We start from the raw sequence: 15,347 nt of genomic DNA, 5'->3' as shown, positions 1-15,347 counted from the left end.
CACATCTTGGGAATGGGAACAGCCGGACTCAATCCAGCACGATGTTTGCGAGGCGGATGATCTCCGACCACTTCTTGTCTTCGTCGACGACAAATTTCCTGATCTCGTCGAGTCCGCCGCTCATCGGCACCATGTATTGCGCCTGGATCTCCTTCTGGAACTCCGGAGACTTCGCGATTTCCTCGGAGGTCTTGTTGATCAACTGCGCAATGCCCTGATCGATGGCCTGAGGAGCGAAAAGGCCGACCCAGGCGCCGGTCTCGTATCCAGCGAGTCCCTGCTCCGCGACGGTTTTCACCTCAGGCAAGGAAGGGTCCCTGGAACGGCTGGTGATGCCCAGCGCGCGCATCCGGTTCGACTTGACATAAGGAATCGCAACCGGCGCGTTCAGGAACATAACCTGGATCGTGCCGCCCATCAGGTCGGTGGCGGCGGGCGACGCGCCCTTGTAAGCGACGTGGGTCATGTTCACGCCGGCCATTTTCGTAAACAGCTCGCCGGAGAGATGCTGCGAGGAGCCGGCGCCGGACGAGCCGTAGTTAAGCGCGTTGGGGTTGCGCTTGGCATAGTCGATCAGTTCCTGCACCGTCTTCACCGGCAGCGAAGGCGTCACGACCAGAATGTTTGCCATGCTGGCGGACAGGGCGAGCGGGGTCAGGTCTTTTCTGAACTTGAAGCTGATGTTCTTGTACAGACTGTCGTTGGCAACGTGGTTGCTGCCGCCGAAAAGCAGCGTATAGCCGTCGGCCTTGGCCTTGGCCACATAGTTGGCCGCGATATTTCCGTTTGCGCCCGGCCGGTTCTCGACGACGAACGGCTTGTTGAGCTTGTCGCCGAGATGCTTGGCCATGATACGCGCGACGATGTCCACCGATCCGCCCGGCGCATAGCCGACGATAATGGTGACCGGCTTTTCCGGATAGGCGGCGTGGGCGGCCGGTGCAACAGCGGCGATGGTCGCCAGCGTCAGGCCGGCCGCGATGGTGTGAAGCTTGCCGAACATAGTCCCTCCAATGTTGTGAATGATTAAGTGTCCTGGCGGCGTCCTGCCGCGGATCAGTCTTCAGCGGTACGCGGAGCGGCGAGGTGATATCCGCGTCCGGCGTAATCGAATTCGTGCAACTGGCAGATGGCGGCCGCGGGGTCGGCCGGCGACGCGTAGTACGCGCGTATCTCGCGGATGCGTCCGGTTTTCTCGTCGAAGACGTACCACTCGTCACCGCGCAACGCCTTGCCGATCTTGTTTTTCCAATGTGTCCACTCGATTACGGCTTCCGGTACCGTGGAAGAGCACAGCACCTTTTCGATGGTCCATTGCGAGCCGAGCGTTTCGACGCACCAGATCCATTTCTTTGCAATCGTTTCCGCGCCGCGCCAGGGGATGTCGGGAAGCCCGGGCGGAAAGTAGTGCACGGCGTCCGGCGTGAAGCAGGATACGAGCCCTTCGTAATCGGCGGCGTTGCAGGCGTCGAAGTAGCGCCGGATCGTCGCTTCCATCTGCTCGGGTTTAAGTTTCGACATGGGCTCTCCTTGAATTGAACGGGTGTTCGCTGTCTGATGCAGGCGGGTATCAGCCCGGCCGCTTTTGCCACGCAGCCGGCACGTTATGCGCCCTGGCGTCGTCGCGCGGCCGGTCGTCGGGATATTCGGCGCCGTTGAGGACGATGCCCGCGTGCGCGAAATCGCGCCGCGGCGGCCCGAACACATCGATCAGCCAGGCATCGGCATCCAGGTTGCGCGAGGTGTGGATGAGACCTGCGGGTATGACGATCACGGACGGGCTGTCGAGCGCGACGTGCAGGTCGTCCTGCCAGCGGTTCATGTCTGCGCCCCACGGCGTTCGCACGTGATGCGTCCACCTTCCGCGCAGGGCGACCGATGCCTGGTCGAAGTCGGCATGGACGTGCGGGCGCATCTCGTTCGTCGGCCGCGGCCAGCGAAACGGCCAGAACACGTTCACCATCAGATTGGTGGAACGGTAGATGCGTGGCTGGATCAGTTGCTCGCCCTCGGCGTCCAGGGTGCCCAAGCTGTAGTTCCGGAACTGCCGGTCGATGGGGTGCAGGGGCCGGTCTTCATCCGTGCCGGTCTTGCCTTCGATAGGCGCGTAGAGCGCTGCATTACTGGATGCGGCAGCCAAGTCCGCTTCGCAGATGGTAAAGATGCGCACGACCGCTCCTGCTGCATGCGCGATGATGCTGCTCGCTCCCGGCGGGACGATGCTCAGGCTGTGCCCTTCCGCCTTCCTCGCCTCCCCCCCGCACTCGACCGTGGCCTCGATGCCGGGCGGAAGCAGAAGCATGTACTCGTCGCGATTGTCGTTACGTGACAGCTTCGCGCCCGGCCGGACCTGCGTAATGGCCACGATGAAATGCTCGGCGCGTACAAGCCAGGTCGGTGCACCCTCGGCCTCATGGATCTGAGGCAGCTCCTCGTTGGGACGCGAAAACGATGTCGGAGGCGAATGATCGGTGCTCAATTGAATGGCTCCTGACTGCAATAGCGAGGAAATGGGGCTTATTTCCGGCTCGTCACGGAAAAACCGCAGCGGCCGAGGCTTTGCACGCGAACGCGGACATGCATGCCGGCCTGCAAGGGAAAGGCCGCGGTCGAGGCGCCGGACAGAAAGACGTCTCCTGCCTCCAGGCAGCCGCCGTACTGCTCGGTCAGGCGGGCTGCTGCCACCAGGGTGCGGATCGGATGGCCGAGAATGGCCGAGCTCGAACTGACGGCCACCGGATGTCCCTGGATTTCGAGGGACATGCCGAGATTGCCGAAGTCGGTGTCGGGCTTGTGCCAGGGGCCGATGAAGAATGCGGAAGAAGAACAGTTGTCCGCGATGGCATCGTCAACATTGAACTTGAAGCTCTTGAATCGGCTGTCGAGTATCTCGATCGCGGGAGCGATGCCTTCGATGGCATCCCACGCTTCCAGCTCCGTGATCCTGCCGGCAAGGGGTTTGCGCAGACGGAAGGCGATTTCCGGCTCGGCGCGCGGCTGGATGAAATCGTCGATATCCAGCACGCCGCCGTTTTCCATCAACATGCCGTCGGTGAGCCTGCCCCACAGGACGTCCTTCAGATTCACCTGCTGCATCTTGGCCTTGCTCGTCAGTCCCATCTTGACGCCGACCTTGCGTTCTCCGCGTGCGATCCTGCGGGCGATCGACAGCGCCTGCGCCTTGTATGCATTGGCGATCCCGATCTGGAGGCCGAGTTGCTCTATGGCCTGTCGCGAGCAGGCGGCATCATCCAGGATGGCCGCGATTTCATTCAGGCCGGGGGTATGCTGAGAGTTCATGACGCAGTTCTCGCTTACTTGTTATCGGACAGGTGGAATGCGATGCTGCCCAGTCCGCCGATCTCGATCAGCAGGTCATCGCCCGGCGCGACCGCAACGGCAGGGCCGAGCGCTGGCGCGAGGACGATGTCGCCCGCCAGAAGCTGTTGCCCGCCTGCCGCGCAGTGGCGCGCCAGCCAGTGGAGTGCGTTGAGCGGGTGGCCGTATGCCTGGATGCCGGTACCGAAGCCAGCCGGTTCGCCATTGCGTTCGATAGTCAGACCGCACAGCTTGAGATCGAGCTGCTCCAGCTTGCGGGGAGTGGCACCGAGCACGAACATGGCGGCGCCGGCGTTGTCGGCGATGAGATCCACCTCGGTCAGCGTCTGGCCGGCCATCCTGCTTTCAGTGACTTCCGCTGCCGGGAGAACGAACTCGACCGCGCGCACGAGGTCGGCAAGGGTCGCGAACCCCACGCTCAGATCGCGGCCAAGGACGAAAGCGAGCTTGCCTTCGACGCGCGGCGCAAAGGCCCAGTTGGGAACAAGCGTTGCGCCGTCCAGTCCTTCCATCTCCGCCAGCAGCGTCCCGCACACCGGCTTGGCCCGCATGCAGGCCTGATCCGCTTCATTCCCGACCAGCCCTATCTTGCGACCGACCACCCGGACGCCAGCCGCCCTGCTGCGGGCGATGCGGATCTCTTGCACGGCAGACGCAGCCTGCACATCGTCCGCCCCGAGCACCGTGCTGACCAAAGAACTGGCGCGGCTCAAAGCGTGCGCTTGATCGAGCATCTGCACCGCGTGCTGCACCGATGTGCTCGCCGAAGCCGGCGCTTGAATCGACATGAATGCCCCTTCAGTGAAGTTGAAGACCGGACCAGGCCACTGCAGCTTGGTCAAACGTGCTGTCCAATGCCGCGGAACTATAGATGCAAACTCGCAACCTATCAAGCACATATTGAACAGCGTTCACTATATTGAACATTTATGCGCTTTTAATGAATTTTCATTGCTTGAAATGCATTTCACCATCAATATGTGCACCACGTCGTTCAATATGCTGAACAAATTTCTGCTATCATCTCGCGCCGTTGGCCGCCGATGGAATATTGGGAGAACTGCACGACATGAAAAACCTCGCCTCCACACCAGCGGGAAATGCAGCGTCAACGCCAGAGGAAAAACCGCGCAAGAAAACGCTGGCTCCGGCAGTCGAACGTGCAATCCGCATCCTGACCTTGCTCGAATCGGCTCCCCAGCACAGATTCGGCGTGTCCGAAATCGCGCGCACGCTCGATGTGCCGAAATCGACCGTCCTCAACATTTGCGACGCGCTGGTCGACGGTCAACTGGTCCGGCGCACGGAAGACGGATATCAGCTCGGACGAAGGCTGGTACAGCTTGGGTCCGCCTATGTCTCAAGCGTGCATCTGGTGCGGGAGTTCTACGACGTCTGCCGCATGGCCTCGCCGGACATCGAATCGATGATCCAGCTCGCCGTGCTGAGCGATGGACTGGACGTCATCTACCTGGCGCGGCAGGACTACAACAGCGGATTGCAACTGGGCTTGCGCGCGGAGATAGGAAGGAGAACGCCGGCAAACTGCACCGGCATCGGCAAGGCACTATTGGCAGCGTTGCCCATTCACGAGCTGGAAACGCGTCTGGCCGGCGTGCGTACGCTGCCCACTCTCACCGAGAAATCGATCGCCACGCCTGGAGAACTCAGGGAGCGCCTCGACGCGATCCGCAAGACCGGGTATTCGTTGGATGATGAGGAGGTGCTTCCAGGGGTGAGCTGCATTGCCCGTTGCGCGAGTACCCTTCACCGGGAAGACGGGTTGGTTGCGGTAAGCATCACTTCCCGCAAGGAGACCTGCACGCCTGAGGCGGACGAGAAGCGGAAGAAAACCTTGTTCCAGATCGTCCAGGCGCTTGAGGAGAGGCTGTAACCCGACGCCCGGCCGTGGATGGCCGACGGTCTTTCTTTTAGCGTTGCCGGTCCGTAGCGGAATCCTCTACCGGATACGGACAAGAAAACGCCTGAGGACGAGACGGGGCTTTTACCCTTCGATCCGGGCTCAGGAGGGCGCCTTGATTTCGCCTGTGAAGTGGCCCTTGAAGACCATATCGGTCAAGGGTTGGCGTTGCGACGGCACTTCGCGTTTTTGCAGAGCCTCCGGCAACGTCGAGACATCGCCCTGATAGCCCACCGCAACGGCGGCCTCGACCTTTAAATCGGAAGGCAGGCGCAGCACCACCGGCACTTTCTCGAACTCGATGCCTGCCATGCCGTGTGCCACGAGGCCCATGCTGTGCGCCTGAAGCGACAGCGACATGAACGCCGAACCGGTATCGAAACTATGGGTGATGTTCTGGCGCGAGCCGTCGAACGAGATCACCGAGGTAATGAAGATCAGCGCGCCCGCGTTCCTGGCCCATCCTTCATTGAAAGGCACCAGCAAGCTTAACAGCGTGTCGAACTCGGGCTCGCCGCGCAGGCCGTAGAAGAACCGCCACGGCTGCAGATTGGAAGCGGAAGGCGCCCAGCGTGCCGCTTCAAGCACGGTCAAGACCTGCTCTTCCGTGACCGGGCGGTCGGAAAAGGCACGCGGCGACCAACGGTCAAGGAATTGCCTGTCGATCGGGTAGTCGGATGTACGCGTGTTGCTCATGCTTGCCCCTTCATGGGTTAGAGCTGCAGCGCCTTCCGGCATCATGCCCCTGCCCTTTCCGCGCGAGCCCCGGGAAACCCGTGGCGCCGGGCGGCTCCATGCACTGCAGGAAGGGGGCGGACGGCATGGTGCCGGCGTGCATCTGCAGGATCTGTCGTGCGTGGCCCAGGCGCCGGTCCAAGGCCGCGGTATTCCACTTAGGATGCCAAGAGACATCGGCAGTTCCGATTCTCGCCGCGCAACGCTCATGGGGCGAACCGTTCATGGGGCGAACCGTTCATGCCGGGCGGACGGCAACACCGCATCCGAGGTCCGCTTGTCCGCTGTCACATAGCACCGGATACACCGCTTCAGAATGGGGGCTGTGCGCCTGCAGGCGATTCCGGAGCCGGCCATGTCTCCGTGTTCTTCGGAAACGGCTCGAGGCAAGGGCCGCCGATCGGCGGTTGCACGTTGCTTCTGATGTCGGCGCGCGCATGCGGAGCACTCCTGCTTCGCTTCCTGAAGCCGGTACAGGCTCCGGATCGACGACGTTCATGGAGGGTAAGCAATGACGAATGGCGCTGCGCTGGCTTCCACGCTGGGCCTGACAGGCATGATCGCCAGCCTTGTCCTGCTTATTTGGTTCGCGTACCGCGGCTGGAGCGTACTGCTGCTCGCGCCGCTCTCCGCGATGCTGGCAGCGGCCATCTCCGGAGAGCCTGTTCTTGCGCACTGGACTCAAACGTTCATGAATGGCGCCGCACGCTTTCTGGCGCAGTTCTTTCCATTGTTCCTGCTTGGCGCCCTGTTCGGAAAACTGATGGAGGACAGCGGCTCTGTCCAGGTCATCGCCGATTTCATGACCCGGCGATTTGGCCCCGAGAGGGCCATTCTTGCCACCGTTGTTGCGCGCAGAGTAAAAATGAGCCACTAAGTGCAAAGTAAATCTGAGCCACTTTTCCGTAAAGTGAGGCCTTTTTGCGCGAAGGCCCACCATGCTTCAGAAGGATCAGTGGATGACCATCCATGTGCTCATTGCTCAAGGCCTGTCGCAGCGCGAGATCGCCCGGCGACTTGGCATTTCACGTAACACGGTGGCCCGTTACGCGGCCATCGACTAAGGCCTGCAGGCCCGCTCCGAGCGGGCCTTTCTCTCCGTGGCGCGGCCGCCTGGTGGTGACGGCTGCTCCCTGCTAAGCGACATCGCTAGGAAACATCTGCGCGCGAACACCGCTGCGGCAAGCCCCACGGGTGGGCGGGTCTGCATTCCCGGTCAGGGTGCCACGGCGTTCTCGGATTCAAGTGCGGCGCGGTGCGAGCTGCGCTCGCACCGCTTGCGGCCGCCGGCCGTCTTCGACACTTGAGTCCTGCGCTGCGCCGTGTCCTTCGGTTCCGGGCATTCCCGCCCTGGCAACCGGAGCACACACATGGCCACGAAGGCACAACAGCGTAAATTCCTCCAATCGGCCGACGAGCGGCAACAAGCCATCGTCAAGATCCTGCGCGATCTCTCGCGTACACACGGCCTGGATCGCACCTGGTCGGACTGGACGGAGATGGGTGCGTTGGCGCTGGCTAACGCCGTCGATCGGGCGCAGTTCGACAAGCGAGAGGCGCGCTACCTCGAGATTGTGGGTCGCTACGCACAAGACGAGCTGCAGCGGCTGGTCGAGGCCTTTGCGCTGCTGGTGCAGTGCTGGGATGAGCAGGTGGCCACGGGCGACTTCGGCGACGTGCTGGGCAGCACGTTCATGATGCTGGACATGGGCAATGCAGGCACGGGCCAGTATTTCACGCCCTATGAGGTGTCGCGTCTCATGGGCGGCATGATTCTGGGCGACACCCCCAAACTCACCGATCACGTAAACCAGCACGGCTTCATACATCTGCTGGAACCGGCATGCGGCGCAGGCGGCATGATCATCGCCGCCGCTCACGCGCTGCACGATGCCAAGGTCAATTACCAGCAGGCCATGCACGTGGTGGCCATCGACATAGATCGCCGGTGTGTCCACATGACCTACCTGCAGCTGGCGTTGCTGCATATCCCGGCGATCGTCGTGCACGGCAACGCGCTCACCTCCGAAGAATGGGAACACTGGTACACGCCGGCGCATGTCATCGGAGGCTGGGGCGCGCGGCTGCGCGAGCGCGAGGCGATCCAGGCCACGCGCGACCTGCTGGCTGCGCCTGGAGCCGTCGCCGCGCCAACGCCGGCCGGCGAATCTGTTCTGACTGAGGCGGTAGCTCCTGTGCTGCGGCGGCCGGCGCTCTCCAAAGCGGCGCGCCAGGCGGCCGCCACTGGTCAAATGACGCTGTTCTAGCCTCCGGCCTTGGGCCCCTATTGGGGCCTGGCGCGGCGCTGCCGCGCCTGTCTTCTTGCCAATTCACGGTCGTCAAGCACTGCACGGTGCATACCGTCGCAGGCCCTTCGGCTCCGGACAGGCCGGCCGCGGCGCGCGGCCTTGTAGCCGCGTCCGGCCTTTCAAGGGCTTTCGCGGCATAAACCGCTCGCTCGCGCTCGCTATTTATTCCACGTCCCTTGACCGGCTCCTTCCGGCCTGCGCCCGCCTGCCCCGTGCAGTGCAATGCAGATCGGCTGCCATTGCTGCACGCAAGGAGCCAACCATGAGCCGTGTTGTCCTGGGCGATTGTCTGTCCATTCTCCCCACATTGCCCGATCGCTGCGTCGATCTCGTTCTGACCGACCCGCCGTACCTGGTCAACTACGTTGACCGCTCCGGCCGCAGCATTGCCAATGATCGCCGTGACGAATGGCTGGTGCCGGCGTTTACCCAAATGTTCCGTGTCCTGCGCGATGACGCCTTCTGCATCTCCTTCTATAGCTGGAACCTCGTGGACCGCTTCTTCGCTGCCTGGCGCGCCGCCGGCTTTCGCGCCGTCGGGCACATCGTTTTCGCCAAGCCGTATCAATCGAAGTCGCGCTTTCTCGCCTACCAGCACGAGTCGGCCTACCTGCTGGCCAAGGGCCAGCCGGCCGTGCCGAACAAGCCGCTGCCTGACGTGCTGCCCTGGAAATACAGCGGCAACCGCCACCACCCAACCGAGAAACCTGTGGAATGTCTGGTGCCGCTCATTGAGGCGTTCAGCCGGCCGCGCGACATTGTGCTGGATCCGTTCGCAGGTTCCGGATCGACGTGCGTGGCCGCCCGCCAGACCGGCCGACGCTTCTATGGCATCGAAATGGACCCGAAATATCACGCCGCCGCTGTGGAACGCCTTCACCTGGCCAACCAAGACAGGTTCGCAGCATGAGCCGGGATGACAACGCAATGACCCAGGGCCTGGTCGCCTTCCTGCAGGGCTACGGCAGGAACAATCGCGAAGAACTGTCCGCCATCGCGAAGCATGAATCCTGGCCGAGGTTGGCAGCGCTGGAATATGAGCGGCGCATGTCACGCCTTCTTGAATCTCTGCCTCTAGATGAAGTCCGGGCTATAGCGCGTCAGGAAATCAATCTCAACGAGCTCGCTCGACAGGTACTGCGCGAGCCTCGGCCCCGCCGCTAGAGGCGTCCCTGTTGGCTGCAATGGTGGGGCGGTATCGCAGCCAATGTTTTGGGGGAAGGGCGGTGGTGTTTAGCTGCTAAACACCACCGCCGCCTATGGCTGCGCAGCTTGCTCTTCGGTCTTACAGCGCGGACAAGAGCCTGGATATGGCCAGGCATGCATCTGTGCCAATGAGCAAAGGCCAGGGCGTGCCCCGCCGGCTGCGCCGGCCTTCGCGCCGGCAGAGCCGACGCTGCGCGCCAGCACGTGCTGGCTTGCTGGCGGCCGATGGCCGCGGTCAGGGACCGCGCAAGCGCGGCCCGGCGGCGCTCGCNGCGGCGGTGGTGGCGGTGGCGGGTAGGCCGGCCGTGCTCATAACGGGCATTATGTCCAGTCGATGGCCCGGTGGATAAAAAGCCAAACCCTGATTTATAATTGTCCGGGACACTGTTTACAGTTGAATTTTTCCCGGAACCTATCAACGACGCGAGGTGAGGACATGGCAACCGATACCATCGACCACGGCACCCTATCGCGCCTGGTCGAAGCAGGCGCAGTGCGCGGAGCGCACATCGTCGGCCAGCCTGGCGGCTGGGCCGTGATGGTGCGCTATGGCATGCACGAACGGCCCCTGGCCACGAAGAATACGCGAGCTGTGCGGGTGTGGCGGCGCTTTGAAACCCTGGCGTCCTACCTGAAAGGCATCGGCCTGACTCAGTTCGACGTGGACGCGGCCAACTTCGATCAGGACGCCGTGACGACCGCCAAGCGGCCCGACCGCGCCGAGGCATTGAAACGAGCGCATGAAGCCGCCGCCTACGATGCCTGGTTCCGTGAGCAAGTACAGGCAAGCATCGACGACCCGCGTCCGAGCATTCCCGGCGAGGAAGTCGAAGCCCGCTTTGCCAAGAAACGGGAAGCTCTGCGTAAACGCATGGTGCAGGGGCAAGCGTGAAGGTTCGGTGGCGGCCTATGGCCGAGGCTGACCGTGACGAGATTTTCGACTATATCGCCCAGGACAGTCCGCAAGCGGCGCTCGATCTGGACGAGGAATTTGAGGCCAAGGCCGCGACGGCGGCGCAGCGCCCGAAGCTATATAAACCGGGTCGCATGCGCGGCACCCGCGAAATCGTGGTGCGGCCCAATTATGTGATGGTCTACCGCATCGAGGACGACGCCATCGAGATCCTGCGCGTGTTGCATGCGGCCAGGCAATGGCCACCAGCAGACGACAAAACTCCGTGAACCTTGTGTGTGGTGGGTGGTGCCATGCTCCGCGCCCTCAAGCTCGGCAAAGACGCGCTCCATATGCGCGCTGGCGTCCTCATCGCTGATGGCCGGGTTGGGGTCGTCCAATGCCTCCTGCACCTGGGCGCGGAACCACGCATCGTAAGCGGCTGCTTCATGGGCACGCTTCAACGCGGCCGCACGGTCGGGCCGCTTGGGCGCGTTCGTGGCCGCCTGGTCGTAGTTGGCCGCGTCCACGTCGAACTGTGCAAGCCCAATGCCCTTGAGGTACGACACCACGGTATCCAGTCGCCGCCAGCAGCGAACGGCGCGGGTGTTGGTGCTGGCCAGGGGCCGTTCGTGCATGCCGTACTTGACTACCACGGCCCAGCCGCCAGGCTGGCCGACAACGTGCGCGCCGCGCACGGCCCCCGCCTCGACCTGGGCGGGGGATCGCTTAACGGCTGGACTGTTGTCCCATTCATGTCTCATTGTTGTCCTATTCATGTCCCATGGTTGTCCCATTCATGTCCCACTGTTGTCCTATTCATGTCCCATTTGTGTCCTATCTATGTCCCGGATCGGCTGATAGGCAGCGGAATTTGCTCAAAAATCGCTGTTTGTATACGCGGCTGTTAAGCCGCGAAGGCAGATTTCAAGCGGCTCTCCGGCGTCTGGCGCGTTTTCATTGTCGGACAAAAGAAAACAGCTCGATGCGAAAAAAACTCAAATAAAACAAGAAGATAGCTGCACCCGCAGGGTGCGTAGTGTGTGGGGGGCCTTAAGGGGTCCGCCGCGCCCCTGCGGCGGGGGCCTTAAGGGACCCGGTGAGCGTCCGGGGGACGCTCACAACGTCCACAGGACGGCCCCGCCGGCGAAGCCGGTGGGACTGGCCGCCTCGCGTGAAAACCACCGCCACCCCAAAGCAATGGGCCACCCGAAGGTGGCCCATTGGCTTTGCGACGACTGTCGGAATCAGGCGTGCGCGGCATCCTTGCTTTTGGTCACTGTCGTGAACGATACCCCGAGGGCGTCCATGACACGACGCAGCGTGTGATAGCTGGGGTTTGCCCCAGGAGCCAAGACGCGGTACAGGTTGGTCCGCGCCAGACCGGCCTCTTTGGCAATACTGCCGATGCCGCGCGCGCGGGCCACATCCCCCAGCGCCTGGAGGAACGCATCCGGATCCGCCTCTTGCGCGGCATCCGCCAAATAATGAGCAATCGTCTCGTCATCCGTCAAATAGTTCGCCGGATCAAAATCACGTAGTTTGGTCATTTGGATGCACTCCCTTTGATCTTCGCCCATAGGCGCTTGGCCATGGCAATGTCCCGCAGGCCCTCAATCCAATTTGAGAAAGTCTCGGTTTCGCGGAATTTCAGCATGCGTTATTGTCTCTCAAAAGGGACAAAAAATCAAGCCACGAGGGACCGGCCGGGGCAAGTCCAGCCGTTCCGCCACGCAGCCGCGAGTTCCGGGACATCAGCAAGTAGTGGGGGGATGTCGTCGACGGAGCGACGGCAAAAAAAATCTTGATGCCCTTGAGCGACGGCGAGATCAAGCGCCTCACCCAAATCGGCATCCGCGCCGGCCGGGGCGGCCGCCCAGCAGCAGCGTGCTTGCAGCCCGCGCAAAAAAGTGATCTTTTCGGAAAGAGCAAATTCGAGATCGAGAAAAAACATTTGTATGCTCCTGAGAGGTTTTAGTGCTGACCGGGCCTGAAGATTTCAGCCCGATGGTGGGTTTTCGAGATCGGCTTGCATGGCGGTGGTAGTGCGCTGTAAGCCGCCAGTCCTGTGAGTTCCGAGCCCGTGCCGTCCGTGACCACGAATCGAGCGCTGGAAAGGGGGAAGGTTTGTAGGGTATTCATAAAAGGCTGCGGCCAGGCGCAGCCTGGCGGCGGGCTTTATGAAAGCCCCCTTGCAGGCGGGAGAGCAGTGGTAAGGTCGGCGGTTTTAGGGCGCGGGGGTCACAGGACCAGGCATTGCACCTGGTGCAGCTGCATGCTGATCGCGGCCGGCGCGGCGAGCGCCACCAGCCCGCGCTCCGGCGCGGGCTCTAACTTCGGGGTTGGCCAGGTCCCCTGGCTGGCGCCGTCCAGGTGCCAGCCACTCGACCGCAGCAGGCCCGGCGGCCCGGGCTTGGCCATGCCGGCGCTGGCACGCCGCAATGCTTACGGCAAATTGCCGTAAAGGTGGATTTGTACGGCAATTTGCCGTATAATTGGGTTCTCTTGGAGGACAACCACCATGGCACAAACTTCCCGACTAGAGGCCCGTATCCCGACCGGCCTGATGGAAATGGTCAAGCGCGCAGCTGAAATGGAAGGCCGTTCGCTAACCGATCTTGTAATCACATCCCTGCAATCCACTGTCGTTAAGACCTTGGAGCGCGCAGAGGTCATTCGCCTTGCTCAAGTCGATCAAGCAAGGTTTGCTGCTGCACTTATCGACCCGGCTCCGCCGACGCCGGCATTGAAGCGTGCAGCGCTGCGTCATCGCCAGCTGGTTCAAAGTAAATGACCCAGCCGGCGTACGTCATCGAGCGCCTAGCCGCGCACGACCGCACGCAGTTCAGCTGCGGCGTTCCCGCCCTGGATGGATATTTCAGCAACACCGTAAGCCAGGACGTACGCCGCCGAGTGGCCACCTGCTACGTGGCTGTAGCCCCGGGCGGCGCAATTGCGGGCTTTTATACGCTTGCAGCATCGAGTATCGTCCTGGCGGACCTGCCGGAGCAGCAGAAGAAAAAGCTACCGCGCTACCCCAGTGTTCCGGTGGTTTTGATGGGGCGCCTGGCCGTGGATTCCCATTTCACTGGAACGGGGCTGGGTGGCACCCTGCTAATGGATGCTCTAATGCGCTGCGCGGACGCCGAAGTTGGAGCCTATGCAATGTTGGTCGACGCCAAGGATGAAAGCGCTGTACGGTTCTACAGGCACCACGGATTCATTTCATTCGAGCGTGAACCGCTGCGACTCTTTTTACCCATCGCCTCGGCGCTGCAGGCGATCAACGCGCAGTAGTCCCGGACAACGAGCAACGGGCCGCATTTGCGGCCCGTTTTGTTTCTTCCAGTCTGGTTGAACGCTCACCCGCCACGGGCAATTACTGGCTCGCCCGCGTCTTGCTTACCCGCAAGCAAGATTTGCCCGCCGGTAACTGCCAGGACGCACGTACTAGGGTGCTGTTCCATATATTCATTGGCCTCATGCGTGCCTTGCTCGCTGTCCGTGAAGGAAGCCAGCACGCGATAACGCCGGCCCAATCGGGTGAAAAACCATCCCTCACGGGCCACGCTTGTCGCTGGAATTTCCGCGAACCGCTGGCCGCAGCCGGAAAGCTCGACATAGGCGGGCCCGTCGTCGAACAGTACGCCAAGGTGACCGCTCAAGACGCTGTACACCGTGCCGGCAGCCCCCGCTTGCACACGCAGGCGCCCATCGGCACCCCGAACGTCAGTGGTCACCGTGACGCGCTCATAATAGCGAATAGTCATATCGTCCCGCAGTCCACTCAGTAGCCAAGCCAATTCAATATCGTTTCACCGCGATACAGCGGCTGCTCCCCACACTCGCTGAAAAACTCGCCCGCGTCTGCACCATGACGCTCGATTTCCATCACAACTTGGCCGCGCGTAAGAATTGCATCGTGCTCCTCTTCCAGAGACCCTAGCCCGTGCGCCGGGACCGATCCCATCTCGCATAACTCCGCAAGCATCGCTATGCAGTCCGGTTGGTGGCCGTGCCATGTCACGGTTTCTATGCCGAGCTCAATGCTCACGATTGGGGCAGTGTCCTGCTCGTCAGGCCGCCAATGCCGCTCCACGACACAAATGCCGAGACGAGACAGCATAGCCTTTGTCGCTGCCGATTGCGCGCATCCTAGACGGATGCTGATAAGTATTCTCACGCTGTTCTCCTTATGTCCGTTGTGGCACCTGCCCCACCTGCGCAAAGCAGATGGGGCGTTTTGTTGAAATGCACAGTCCTAACGATGGCTAGAGCACGGATGCCCAGCATCATCGCGGCAACTTGGGCAATGGGCAATCTCTTCAAATTCAGCAGCTAAACACTGTCCTTCCTGCCAAGCCGAAATCAGGTCCGGCACATCAGAAAAAAGTACAGGCACGGCAACCACATCTCGTGCATAGTCGTCCAGGCCAAGCTGATGGGCATCAAAGTAGGCATCTAGCATGGCGTCTTGTTTCTTTTCCTCATTGAACAGGCCGGTGGCGATACCCCAGGCAATGCGGATCGTGATGCCGCGCAGGACTTCACAGTTGCTGTTGTTGGCCTGAATCGACTGGTTCCGTGACACTTTGAACTCCTGATAGTTGGTGTTTTTGTGCTGACCTGGACTGAAGATTCCGAGCCCCTGCGTAGGTTTTCGGATCGGGTTTCGCAGTTCGGCGGCTGCGCGTTGTATGCCGCCCGTCCTGTTAGTTCGTCGCCCTTGCCGATCTGGATCACGCAGTGACGACCAGAAAGGGCGGGCGCGGAAGCCGCATGCGGAGCGCAGCCCGCGAGGGCGAGCACCGAACGGGTGAGCACCCGGCGCAGCGGACCCTTGGCGGAAGGAACGTAGTGATACAGTCGGCGGTTTAGGGCGACGGGCTGACAGGACAGGCGCTGCACCCGCCGTGTTGCGATCCCGGTCCGGCCGCGCGGCGAG

Annotated in this window: 21 protein-coding genes and 2 pseudogenes; 10 read left to right on the top strand and 13 right to left on the bottom strand. The window is 61.9% G+C overall.

Annotated elements, in window-relative coordinates; translation table 11 throughout:
• Nucleotides 1-28: 28 nt before the first annotated feature.
• From AD428_RS02735 to AD428_RS02715, 5 genes are read right to left on the bottom strand one after another with little or no spacing between them, the layout of a single operon-like run.
• Nucleotides 29-1,003: a Bug family tripartite tricarboxylate transporter substrate binding protein gene (locus AD428_RS02735; protein ID WP_053244086.1), complete on the bottom strand. Its 975-nt coding sequence runs from the start codon at nt 1,001-1,003 to the stop codon at nt 29-31.
• 53 nt (nt 1,004-1,056) lie between these two features.
• Nucleotides 1,057-1,521 carry a nuclear transport factor 2 family protein gene (locus AD428_RS02730; protein WP_053244085.1) on the bottom strand — a complete coding sequence of 155 codons (465 nt, stop codon included), beginning with the start codon at nt 1,519-1,521 and terminating at the stop codon, nt 1,057-1,059.
• 49 nt (nt 1,522-1,570) lie between these two features.
• Nucleotides 1,571-2,479 carry a hypothetical protein gene (locus AD428_RS02725; protein WP_053244084.1) on the bottom strand — a complete coding sequence of 303 codons (909 nt, stop codon included), beginning with the start codon at nt 2,477-2,479 and terminating at the stop codon, nt 1,571-1,573.
• A gap of 38 nt (nt 2,480-2,517) precedes the next feature.
• On the bottom strand, nt 2,518-3,300 hold the full coding sequence (locus AD428_RS02720; protein WP_053244083.1) for a 2-keto-4-pentenoate hydratase: 783 nt from the start codon (nt 3,298-3,300) through the stop codon (nt 2,518-2,520).
• A 14-nt stretch (nt 3,301-3,314) separates the two neighbouring features.
• Nucleotides 3,315-4,181 (bottom strand): 2-keto-4-pentenoate hydratase, encoded by an 867-nt coding sequence (locus AD428_RS02715; RefSeq protein WP_053244082.1) that lies wholly within the window; start codon nt 4,179-4,181, stop codon nt 3,315-3,317.
• 227 nt (nt 4,182-4,408) lie between these two features.
• Here AD428_RS02715 and AD428_RS02710 point away from each other — a divergent pair, with 227 nt between their 5' ends.
• Entirely contained in the window at nt 4,409-5,233 is an 825-nt protein-coding gene (locus AD428_RS02710; RefSeq protein ID WP_082308226.1) for an IclR family transcriptional regulator, read from the top strand.
• A 129-nt stretch (nt 5,234-5,362) separates the two neighbouring features.
• On the opposite strand, the gene AD428_RS02705 is transcribed toward AD428_RS02710, so the two are convergent.
• The gene (locus AD428_RS02705; protein WP_235488901.1) at nt 5,363-5,956 is read right to left on the bottom strand and encodes a nitroreductase family protein; all 594 of its coding nucleotides are present in this window, start codon (nt 5,954-5,956) and stop codon (nt 5,363-5,365) included.
• 550 nt (nt 5,957-6,506) lie between these two features.
• Between AD428_RS02705 and AD428_RS02700 the strand changes: the two genes are divergently transcribed.
• From AD428_RS02700 to AD428_RS29225, 7 genes and pseudogenes are all read left to right on the top strand, one after another.
• Nucleotides 6,507-6,872, top strand: coding sequence for a GntP family permease (locus AD428_RS02700; protein WP_053244080.1), 366 nt, complete (start codon nt 6,507-6,509; stop codon nt 6,870-6,872).
• A gap of 61 nt (nt 6,873-6,933) precedes the next feature.
• Nucleotides 6,934-7,056 (top strand): annotated as a pseudogene (locus AD428_RS24285) (helix-turn-helix domain-containing protein); the annotation flags it as partial.
• 309 nt (nt 7,057-7,365) lie between these two features.
• A complete protein-coding gene (locus tag AD428_RS02695; RefSeq protein WP_053244079.1) occupies nt 7,366-8,262 on the top strand; it encodes an N-6 DNA methylase in 897 nt (298 codons plus the stop codon).
• 304 nt (nt 8,263-8,566) lie between these two features.
• Nucleotides 8,567-9,214 (top strand): DNA methyltransferase, encoded by a 648-nt coding sequence (locus AD428_RS02690; protein ID WP_053244078.1) that lies wholly within the window; start codon nt 8,567-8,569, stop codon nt 9,212-9,214.
• Between the two features lie 17 nt (nt 9,215-9,231).
• Nucleotides 9,232-9,468 (top strand): hypothetical protein, encoded by a 237-nt coding sequence (locus AD428_RS02685; protein WP_235488899.1) that lies wholly within the window; start codon nt 9,232-9,234, stop codon nt 9,466-9,468.
• 478 nt (nt 9,469-9,946) lie between these two features.
• Nucleotides 9,947-10,402, top strand: a complete 456-nt coding sequence (gene relB / locus AD428_RS02680) for a type II toxin-antitoxin system RelB family antitoxin (RefSeq protein WP_053244076.1) — start codon at nt 9,947-9,949, stop codon at nt 10,400-10,402.
• A gap of 17 nt (nt 10,403-10,419) precedes the next feature.
• Nucleotides 10,420-10,605: pseudogene (locus AD428_RS29225) on the top strand (type II toxin-antitoxin system RelE/ParE family toxin); the annotation flags it as partial.
• Here the strand turns inward: AD428_RS29225 and AD428_RS29220 are convergent.
• The 4 genes from AD428_RS29220 to AD428_RS27400 form a co-directional block, all read right to left on the bottom strand.
• Nucleotides 10,540-11,040, bottom strand: a complete 501-nt coding sequence (locus AD428_RS29220; RefSeq protein ID WP_369798680.1) for a hypothetical protein — start codon at nt 11,038-11,040, stop codon at nt 10,540-10,542. The pseudogene AD428_RS29225 and the gene AD428_RS29220 overlap by 66 nt on opposite strands.
• A 609-nt stretch (nt 11,041-11,649) precedes the next feature.
• Nucleotides 11,650-11,952: an addiction module antidote protein gene (locus AD428_RS02670; RefSeq protein WP_053244104.1), complete on the bottom strand. Its 303-nt coding sequence runs from the start codon at nt 11,950-11,952 to the stop codon at nt 11,650-11,652.
• Between the two features lie 137 nt (nt 11,953-12,089).
• Nucleotides 12,090-12,356 (bottom strand): hypothetical protein, encoded by a 267-nt coding sequence (locus AD428_RS02665; protein ID WP_053244075.1) that lies wholly within the window; start codon nt 12,354-12,356, stop codon nt 12,090-12,092.
• A 287-nt stretch (nt 12,357-12,643) separates the two neighbouring features.
• Nucleotides 12,644-12,844 carry a hypothetical protein gene (locus AD428_RS27400; protein ID WP_235488882.1) on the bottom strand — a complete coding sequence of 67 codons (201 nt, stop codon included), beginning with the start codon at nt 12,842-12,844 and terminating at the stop codon, nt 12,644-12,646.
• A 79-nt stretch (nt 12,845-12,923) separates the two neighbouring features.
• On the opposite strand from AD428_RS27400, the gene AD428_RS24275 reads away from it, so the two are divergent.
• Complete coding sequence (locus AD428_RS24275; RefSeq protein ID WP_082308223.1) at nt 12,924-13,196, top strand: DUF1778 domain-containing protein; 273 nt, start codon at nt 12,924-12,926, stop codon at nt 13,194-13,196.
• Nucleotides 13,193-13,699, top strand: a complete 507-nt coding sequence (locus tag AD428_RS02655) for a GNAT family N-acetyltransferase (protein ID WP_053244073.1) — start codon at nt 13,193-13,195, stop codon at nt 13,697-13,699. Before AD428_RS24275 ends, AD428_RS02655 begins: the two co-directional genes overlap by 4 nt.
• A 65-nt stretch (nt 13,700-13,764) precedes the next feature.
• Here the strand turns inward: AD428_RS02655 and AD428_RS02650 are convergent, their stop codons facing one another.
• The 3 genes from AD428_RS02650 to AD428_RS25900 all read right to left on the bottom strand — a co-directional run bounded on the left by AD428_RS02650 (nt 13,765) and on the right by AD428_RS25900 (nt 14,993).
• Nucleotides 13,765-14,172, bottom strand: a complete 408-nt coding sequence (locus tag AD428_RS02650) for a hypothetical protein (RefSeq protein ID WP_053244072.1) — start codon at nt 14,170-14,172, stop codon at nt 13,765-13,767.
• Nucleotides 14,173-14,189: 17 nt separating this feature from the next.
• The gene (locus AD428_RS02645) at nt 14,190-14,585 is read right to left on the bottom strand and encodes a hypothetical protein (RefSeq protein ID WP_235488879.1); all 396 of its coding nucleotides are present in this window, start codon (nt 14,583-14,585) and stop codon (nt 14,190-14,192) included.
• A 78-nt stretch (nt 14,586-14,663) separates the two neighbouring features.
• The gene (locus tag AD428_RS25900; protein ID WP_141218150.1) at nt 14,664-14,993 is read right to left on the bottom strand and encodes a hypothetical protein; all 330 of its coding nucleotides are present in this window, start codon (nt 14,991-14,993) and stop codon (nt 14,664-14,666) included.
• Between the last annotated feature and the right edge of the window lie 354 nt (nt 14,994-15,347).

The organism is Achromobacter sp. DMS1, from assembly GCF_001270295.1.
Note: the sequence above shows the minus strand (reverse complement) of the source record. Positions and strands in the feature narration are given on the sequence as shown.

Bases quoted from the DNA above. Each gene is read 5' to 3' on its own strand.
- AD428_RS02650 (WP_053244072.1), bottom strand. From the start codon at position 14,172: ATGACTATTCGCTATTATGAGCGCGTCACGGTGACCACTGACGTTCGG.
- AD428_RS02690 (WP_053244078.1), top strand. From the start codon at position 8,567: ATGAGCCGTGTTGTCCTGGGCGATTGTCTGTCCATTCTCCCCACATTG.
- AD428_RS02710 (WP_082308226.1), top strand. From the start codon at position 4,409: ATGAAAAACCTCGCCTCCACACCAGCGGGAAATGCAGCGTCAACGCCA.
- AD428_RS02700 (WP_053244080.1), top strand. From the start codon at position 6,507: ATGACGAATGGCGCTGCGCTGGCTTCCACGCTGGGCCTGACAGGCATG.
- relB (WP_053244076.1), top strand. From the start codon at position 9,947: ATGGCAACCGATACCATCGACCACGGCACCCTATCGCGCCTGGTCGAA.
- AD428_RS29220 (WP_369798680.1), bottom strand. From the start codon at position 11,040: ATGCACGAACGGCCCCTGGCCAGCACCAACACCCGCGCCGTTCGCTGC.
- AD428_RS02705 (WP_235488901.1), bottom strand. From the start codon at position 5,956: ATGAGCAACACGCGTACATCCGACTACCCGATCGACAGGCAATTCCTT.
- AD428_RS24275 (WP_082308223.1), top strand. From the start codon at position 12,924: ATGGCACAAACTTCCCGACTAGAGGCCCGTATCCCGACCGGCCTGATG.
- AD428_RS02655 (WP_053244073.1), top strand. From the start codon at position 13,193: ATGACCCAGCCGGCGTACGTCATCGAGCGCCTAGCCGCGCACGACCGC.
- AD428_RS02735 (WP_053244086.1), bottom strand. From the start codon at position 1,003: ATGTTCGGCAAGCTTCACACCATCGCGGCCGGCCTGACGCTGGCGACC.
- AD428_RS02685 (WP_235488899.1), top strand. From the start codon at position 9,232: ATGACCCAGGGCCTGGTCGCCTTCCTGCAGGGCTACGGCAGGAACAAT.
- AD428_RS02730 (WP_053244085.1), bottom strand. From the start codon at position 1,521: ATGTCGAAACTTAAACCCGAGCAGATGGAAGCGACGATCCGGCGCTAC.
- AD428_RS02670 (WP_053244104.1), bottom strand. From the start codon at position 11,952: ATGACCAAACTACGTGATTTTGATCCGGCGAACTATTTGACGGATGAC.
- AD428_RS02720 (WP_053244083.1), bottom strand. From the start codon at position 3,300: ATGAACTCTCAGCATACCCCCGGCCTGAATGAAATCGCGGCCATCCTG.
- AD428_RS02695 (WP_053244079.1), top strand. From the start codon at position 7,366: ATGGCCACGAAGGCACAACAGCGTAAATTCCTCCAATCGGCCGACGAG.
- AD428_RS02665 (WP_053244075.1), bottom strand. From the start codon at position 12,356: ATGTTTTTTCTCGATCTCGAATTTGCTCTTTCCGAAAAGATCACTTTT.